Source organism: Promicromonospora sp. NPDC060204, from assembly GCF_042728455.1.
GTDB lineage: Bacteria > Actinomycetota > Actinomycetes > Actinomycetales > Cellulomonadaceae > Promicromonospora.
On record NZ_JBHWZO010000321.1, the window covers coordinates 1 to 6387 of the forward strand.

The 6387-nt window shown below is 72.3% G+C and carries 7 protein-coding genes; 3 read left to right on the forward strand and 4 right to left on the reverse strand.

All coding sequences use genetic code 11. The annotated features are described in order from the left end of the window. Nucleotides 1–49 precede the first annotated feature (49 nt). The 4 genes from ACFWEJ_RS26055 to ACFWEJ_RS26070 form a co-directional block, all read right to left on the reverse strand. Nucleotides 50–1327, reverse strand: a complete 1278-nt coding sequence (locus ACFWEJ_RS26055) for an aminotransferase class I/II-fold pyridoxal phosphate-dependent enzyme (protein ID WP_377232079.1) — start codon at nt 1325–1327, stop codon at nt 50–52. Between the two features lie 16 nt (nt 1328–1343). Then, entirely contained in the window at nt 1344–2891 is a 1548-nt protein-coding gene (rocD, locus tag ACFWEJ_RS26060) for an ornithine--oxo-acid transaminase (RefSeq protein ID WP_377232080.1), read from the reverse strand. An 84-nt stretch (nt 2892–2975) separates the two neighbouring features. Further along, nucleotides 2976–3755, reverse strand: coding sequence for a hypothetical protein (locus ACFWEJ_RS26065; protein ID WP_377232081.1), 780 nt, complete (start codon nt 3753–3755; stop codon nt 2976–2978). A gap of 1 nt (nt 3756) precedes the next feature. Further along, on the reverse strand, nt 3757–4236 hold the full coding sequence (locus tag ACFWEJ_RS26070) for an OsmC family protein (protein ID WP_377232082.1): 480 nt from the start codon (nt 4234–4236) through the stop codon (nt 3757–3759). Nucleotides 4237–4426: 190 nt separating this feature from the next. Here ACFWEJ_RS26070 and ACFWEJ_RS26075 point away from each other — a divergent pair, with 190 nt between their 5' ends. Genes ACFWEJ_RS26075 through ACFWEJ_RS26085 form a run of 3 tightly spaced genes read left to right on the forward strand, consistent with a single transcriptional unit; the run spans nt 4427 to nt 6384 of the window. Further along, nucleotides 4427–5014, forward strand: a complete 588-nt coding sequence (locus tag ACFWEJ_RS26075; RefSeq protein WP_377232083.1) for a hypothetical protein — start codon at nt 4427–4429, stop codon at nt 5012–5014. Between the two features lie 51 nt (nt 5015–5065). Then, the gene (locus tag ACFWEJ_RS26080; RefSeq protein WP_377232084.1) at nt 5066–5869 is read left to right on the forward strand and encodes a thymidylate synthase; all 804 of its coding nucleotides are present in this window, start codon (nt 5066–5068) and stop codon (nt 5867–5869) included. Continuing rightward, entirely contained in the window at nt 5869–6384 is a 516-nt protein-coding gene (locus tag ACFWEJ_RS26085; RefSeq protein WP_377232085.1) for a dihydrofolate reductase, read from the forward strand. Before ACFWEJ_RS26080 ends, ACFWEJ_RS26085 begins: the two co-directional genes overlap by 1 nt. Nucleotides 6385–6387: the final 3 nt, after the last annotated feature.

The following is a 6387-nucleotide window of genomic DNA, read 5'->3' on the forward strand; positions in this document are numbered from 1 at the left end:
CCCTCAGGTCACCCGGGTGACCTGAGGGTCTGACACGTCTGCGGGTCGGTCAGGCCTGCGCGGCCTCGGCGGCCGCGAGGAGCACGCAGGTCGCGACGCCGTCCATCGCCGTGCGGACCTCGTCGAGCGGGGGCATCGACGGCGCGAGGCGCACGTTCTTGTCCTGCGGGTCCTTGCCGTACGGGTGGGTGGCGCCGGCGGGGGTCAGGGCGATCCCGGCCTCCTTGGCGAGCTGGACCACGCGGGCCGCCGTGCCCGGCGCGACGTCGAGCGACACGAAGTAGCCGCCCTTGGGCTCGGTCCACGACGCGATGCCGTAGCCGCCCAGGCGCTCGGTCAGGATCTCGACCACGGCCTCGAACTTGGGCGCCAGGATCGCGCGGTGCTTGCGCATGTGCTCGCGCACGCCGTCGGCCGAGCCGAAGAACATTCCGTGCCGCAGGTGGTTGATCTTGTCGGGGCCGATCGAGGCGACCGACAGGTGCTTCTTGAACCAGGCGATGTTGGCCGGCGAGCTGCCCAGGAACGCGACGCCCGCGCCCGCGAACGTGATCTTGGACGTGGAGGCGAACAGCAGCACGCGGTCCGGGTGGCCGGCCTCGGCGGCCAGCGCGATGGCGTTCGGGCTGGTCACCTCGTCGTCGGTCAAGTGGTGCACCGCGTAGGCGTTGTCCCACAGGATCCGGAAGTCCGGCGCGGCCGCGGGCATCGAGACCAGCGCGCGGGCGACCTCGGCGCTGATGACCGCACCGTCCGGGTTGGAGTAGGTGGGGACCACCCACATGCCCTTGATGGTGGGGTCCGCGGCGACGAGCGCGGCCACGGCCTCGGCGTCCGGGCCGTCCGCCGTCATCGGGACGGGGATCATCTCGATGCCGAAGGCCTCGCAGATCGTAAAGTGCCGGTCGTAGCCCGGCACCGGGCAGATCCAGCGCACCTTCTCCTCGCGCGACCACGGCTTCGGCGAGTCGGGGAAGCCGAACAGCTCCGCGAACGCGACGACGTCGTGCATGGACGTGAGCGAGGCGTTCCCGCCCGCGAGGAGCTGCTCCACGGGCACGTCGAGGAGCTCGGCGAAGATGCGGCGGATCGTGATGCCGCCGTCCAGCCCGCCGTAGTTGCGCGTGTCCGTGCCGGACTCGTCGGCGTGCACGCCGACGCCGGGCAGGGCCAGCATGGGCTCGGCGAGATCGAGCTGCTCCGCCGACGGCTTGCCGCGCGTGAGATCCAGCTTCAGGCCCTTGGCCTGAAGCTCGGCGTAAGCCTGCTGGAGCTCCGCGAGTGCGGGCAGTGTTGCGGTGTTGTGGGACGACGTCGTAGTGGTCACCCCCGGGAGCCTACGCTCAGCCGGCGGCCGGTGACAGCCTGGACCGGCGACGCTTGCGCGGCGGGGCCGGCTTGTCCTCCGGCTTCTCGTCCGGGATGTCTGCCGTGTCCGTGGACGGGGTGGTTTCGACGACGGCCTCGGCCGTCTCCGTCGCGTCCTTGTTGGTGTCGGACGGCGGTTCGGCGGCCGGCTTCTCGGCGGCTGCCGGCGGTTCGGTGGCCGGCGCCTCGGTGTCCGGCTCCTCGGCCGGCGTCGGCCCCTCGGCGTCCCGGGCCGGCTCTTCCGCCTGGGCCTCGCCGTCCGAGCCGTCGTCGTCGGAGCCCTCGCCCGGGCCGCCCCCGGGTCCGCCGTCCCGAAGCGCCACCAGCGACTCCTCCAGGATGTCCAGCGCCATCTCCAGCTCGGGCTGCACGATCGAGAGCGGCGGCGACAGGCGGATCGTCGCGTCGTGCGTGTCCTTCGCGAGGACGCCGCGCTCCAGCAGGGCCTCGCACAGCTCGCGGCCCGTGCCGAGCGACGGGTCCACGTCGATCCCCGCCCAGAGCCCCACGCAGCGCGCCCCGGTCAGCAGACCCTGGTCCACGAGCGCGTCGAGCCGCTCCTGGAGCACCTTGCCCGACGCCGCCGCGCGCGCCTGGTACTGCCCCGTCGAGAGCAGGTCGAGGGCCGCGACGCCGACCGCGCAGGCCAGCGGGTTGCCGCCGAACGTCGAGCCGTGGGTACCCGGCGTCAGGACGCCCAGGATCTCCGGCCTGCCGACCACGGCCGAGACCGCGACGATGCCGCCGCCCAGCGCCTTGCCCAGACAGACCAGGTCCGGCCGCACGTCCCAGAGCTCGCAGGCCAGCGTGGTGCCGGTGCGCCCGAGGCCGGACTGGATCTCGTCGGCGACCAGCGCGATGTTCTTCTCGGCGGTGAGGGCGCGCAGGCCCGGCCAGAAGTCGTCAGGCGGCACCACGACACCGGCCTCGCCCTGCACCGGCTCCATCAGCACGGCCACCGTCGTGTCGTCCACGGCGTCGGCCACCGCGGCCAGGTCGCCGAACGGCACCCGGACAAAACCGGGGGTGAACGGGCCGAACCCGTCGCGGGCGGCCGGGTCGTCCGACAGGCCGACCAGCGTGGTGGTGCGGCCGTGGAAGTTGCCGCCGGCGACCACGATCGTCGCCTGGTCCTCGGGCACGCCGCGCACGTCGTAGCCCCACTTGCGGACCGCCTTGATCGCGGTCTCCACGGCCTCGGCGCCGGTGTTCATCGGCACCACGAGGCTGTCCTCGCCGCCGGTCGTCAGCGGCCCCACGACCTCGACGAGCCGCTGGGCGAACTCCTCGAGGCGGTCGTGGTCGAACGCACGGGACGTGAGCGTCACCTGGCGCAGCTGCGTCATCGCGGCTGCCACCAGTCCTTGGTGCAGGTGCCCGAAGTTCAGGGCCGAGTACCCCGACAGGAAGTCGAGGAACTCGTTGCCGTCGGTGTCCCATACGTGTGTACCGTGCGCCCGCGCGATCGTGACCGGCAGGGGGTGGTACGTCGGGGCGAGTGCGCCGTGCGTCGTGTCCGCCATGACCCGCAGCCTAGGTCGGGTCCCTTGATCCTGCCGGTCCGGTCGCGGATATTGACACCCGGCCGCCCGGTGTCCAGGGACGGCCTACTTCTGCTCGATGACGCGGGGGAACCACTCCGGCGGGGGACCGAACGCGGCGCGCGACTGCGCGATCACGGTGTGGCCGAGCGCACGGGCACCGATCAGGCCGACCACGGCACCGATGCCGAACGGCAGGATGCGGCCGAGCAGCAGGCTGCCCTGCTTGGCGATCTGCTTCTTGATGAACTGGTGCGTCAGCGCCTTGTTCACGCGCTGCAGCGTGCCGCGCGGCATGCTCGTGAGCAGCACCTTGCCCCAGGCGACGCCCGACCCGCCGATGGCGTCCTCGACGTCCTTGGCGCCCTTGTCGCCGAGCACCGTGGCGAGCAGCAGGGCCCGGCGGCGCGGGACGTCCTGCACGTCGATCCCGTGCACGTCGGCCACCGCGAGCGAGAACGCCGCGGACGACGCGAAGAACGTCGCCACGTCGCTCGTCGACAGCGCGACGCTCGCCGCCGTGCCGACCGCCGGGATGGCGGCTGCCGCGCCCACCGCGCTGCCCGTGGTCTGGATGACCCGCAGGTACTCCTTCTCCAGCAGCCGGATGATCTCCGCCGGCGAGGCGTGAGGGTTCCTGGCGCGCACCTTGTCCACATGCTTGTGGATGGTCGCCGACGGGATGGTCACCGCCCGGTCGACCAGGTGGTCCAGCGGCCCGTCAGGCTTGTAGTTGAGCCAGTCCGCCTTGGTGACCTGCAGCGAGTCGTCCGGCTTGACCAGGGCGTCGCCCGGCGTGGCCCGGCCGTTGGACTCGGCCGCGGTCAGCTTCTTGTCGTCGGTCATGTCAGCCCTCCGGCTGGTTGAACTGCGCGTCCGGGATCTGGGCGCCCGCCTTGAGCGTGCGGCCCACCGTGCATGCCTTGTCGATCGATCGCTGGGCGATCGTCAGGAGCTTTGCCCGGTCCTCGTCGTCGAGGGCGGACAGGTCGATCTCGAACTTCTCGGTGAGCACCGGGTACCGGTCCTCCGCCATGTTCTTCGGGTCCTCGACCCGGATGGTGGTCTTGTAGTCGTCACCCAGACGGCGCGAGAACGCACGGTCGCTGCTCATCCCGGCGCACGCCGCGAGCGCGATCTTCAGCAGCTCGCCCGGCGTGAACACCGCGCCGGCGCTGGCCGGCCCGATCTCGACGCGGGCACCGCGGGCCGAGAAGCCCGTGTACGTCCGCGTGCCGTTGCGCTCCACCCACAGCGGGTCGGTGGGCGAGGGGGTCACGCCGTCCTCGCTGCGCGCGGCGTCCGGGGTCGTGGTCTGCTCCGTCATGGGGGTAATCCTTCCACTGGTCACCGACACGGTCACGGAGCTGGGCGCTGCGGGTCCCGGTCGGTCGGCCTCGTGGTCAACGCGGACGGCGCCCGCGACGTTCCCGTTGGCGCGCGCGATCCGGCCCACCGGCCGCGCGGACCGGCCCGTTCGCCGCGCAGACAGGCCCCTGCGCTGCGACGATTCTGCGATGGGGGAGAACGTGAGCGGCACGCCGGCGGCGCCCGGCCCGGCGTCGGACAGCGGGAGCACGACGCCGGACGGCGGGAAGGGCCGGTGGACACCGGACTGGCGGGACATCGGCAAGCGGCTGCTGGGCGTGGCGGGCGTCATCCTGGCCGTGTGGCTGATCTACCTGTTCCTCGACGCCTTCCTGCCGCGCTGGTGGGCTCAGGTGATCGGCAACGCCGTGGACGGGTCGTTTGCCGCGGGCGCCTGGTGGGGGCTGCTGGTCGGCGCCGTGTTCACACTGGTTCCGGTGCTGTTCCTCGCGCAGGCGGTGCTCACCCAGCGTTCCTGGCAGGTGCGCAGCGCGCTGCTCGCGCTGGCGGTGGTGTTCGCGGTGCCGAACCTGATGACCCTCGGCATCGTCCTGGGCACGTCGGCGGCGGCGCACGCCGGCGAGCGGATCCTCGACGTGAACGGTCCCGCGTTCCGCGGCGGGTCGGCGTGGGGCGCGGTGGCCGGCGGCGTGGTGGCGCTCGTGATCGTGACGATGACCGTGCTGTACCGCCGGCGCGGGGCCCACCTCAAGGAGCTCCGGGCCAAGCAGGGCTGACGGCGGCACGTCTCCGGGGCCCGCCCGGGGAGCGGACGTAGGCTTGCCCCCATGACCGAGATCGACACCCCGTACGAGGACCTGCTCCGCGACGTGCTCGCCACCGGGACCCGCAAGGGCGACCGGACCGGCACGGGCACCCGCAGCGTGTTCGGGCGGCAGATCCGGTACGACCTGGCGCAGGGGTTCCCGCTGATCACCACCAAGCGCGTGCACCTCAAGTCGGTCGTGTACGAGCTGCTGTGGTTCCTGCGCGGCGACTCCAACGTGCGCTGGCTGCAGGAGCGCGGCGTGAAGATCTGGGACGACTGGGCCGACGAGTCCGGCGAGCTGGGCCCGGTGTACGGCGTCCAGTGGCGGTCCTGGCCCACGCCCGACGGCCGGCACGTGGACCAGATCGCCAAGGTCGTCGAGCAGATCCGCACCAACCCGGACTCGCGGCGGCACATCGTCACGGCGTGGAACCCGGCCGAGGTGGACGACATGGCCCTGCCGCCGTGCCACGCCTTGTTCCAGTTCTACGTGGCCGACGGCAAGCTGAGCTGCCAGCTCTACCAGCGCTCGGCGGACCTGTTCCTGGGGGTCCCGTTCAACATCGCCTCGTACGCGCTGCTCACGCACATGGTCGCGGCGCAGACCGGGCTCGAGGTCGGCGAGTTCGTGTGGACCGGCGGCGACGTGCACATCTACGACAACCACGTGGAGCAGGTCGAGACGCAGCTCGCGCGCGACCCGTACCCGTACCCGTCGCTGCGGCTGGCCCCGCGCGACTCGATCTTCGACTACGAGTTCGAGGACGTCGAGGTGCTCGGCTACGTGTCGCACCCCACCATCAAGGCCCCGATCGCCGTCTGATGATCGGGCTCATCTGGGGACAGGCGCGCGACGCCGCAGGCCGGCCCGTCATCGGCGCGGGCGGCGACATCCCGTGGCACGTGCCGGAGGACTTCGCGCACTTCAAGCGGACCACGGCGGGGCACCCCGTGGTGATGGGCCGGCTCACCTGGGAGTCGCTGCCCAAGCGCCCGCTGCCGGGCCGGACCAACATCGTGGTCTCGTCGCGCGGCTCTCGCGGGGTGCCGGACGCCGCCGACGGCGTCGTCGCGGCCGGGACGCTCGGCGAGGCCCTCACGGTCGCCGCCGACGCACCGGGCGGGGACGAGATCTGGGTGATGGGCGGGTCGCAGGTCTACCACGAGGCGATGCCCGTCGCCGACGTCCTGGAGGTCAGCGAGATCAACACGGAGGTCGAGGGCGACGTGTACGCCCCGGAGATCGGCCCGGAGTGGGCGGTCGCCTCAGCGACGGACTGGACGACGTCGTCCTCCGGGCTGCGGTTCCGGCACCTGACGTACCGCCGCGCGGCGTAGCGC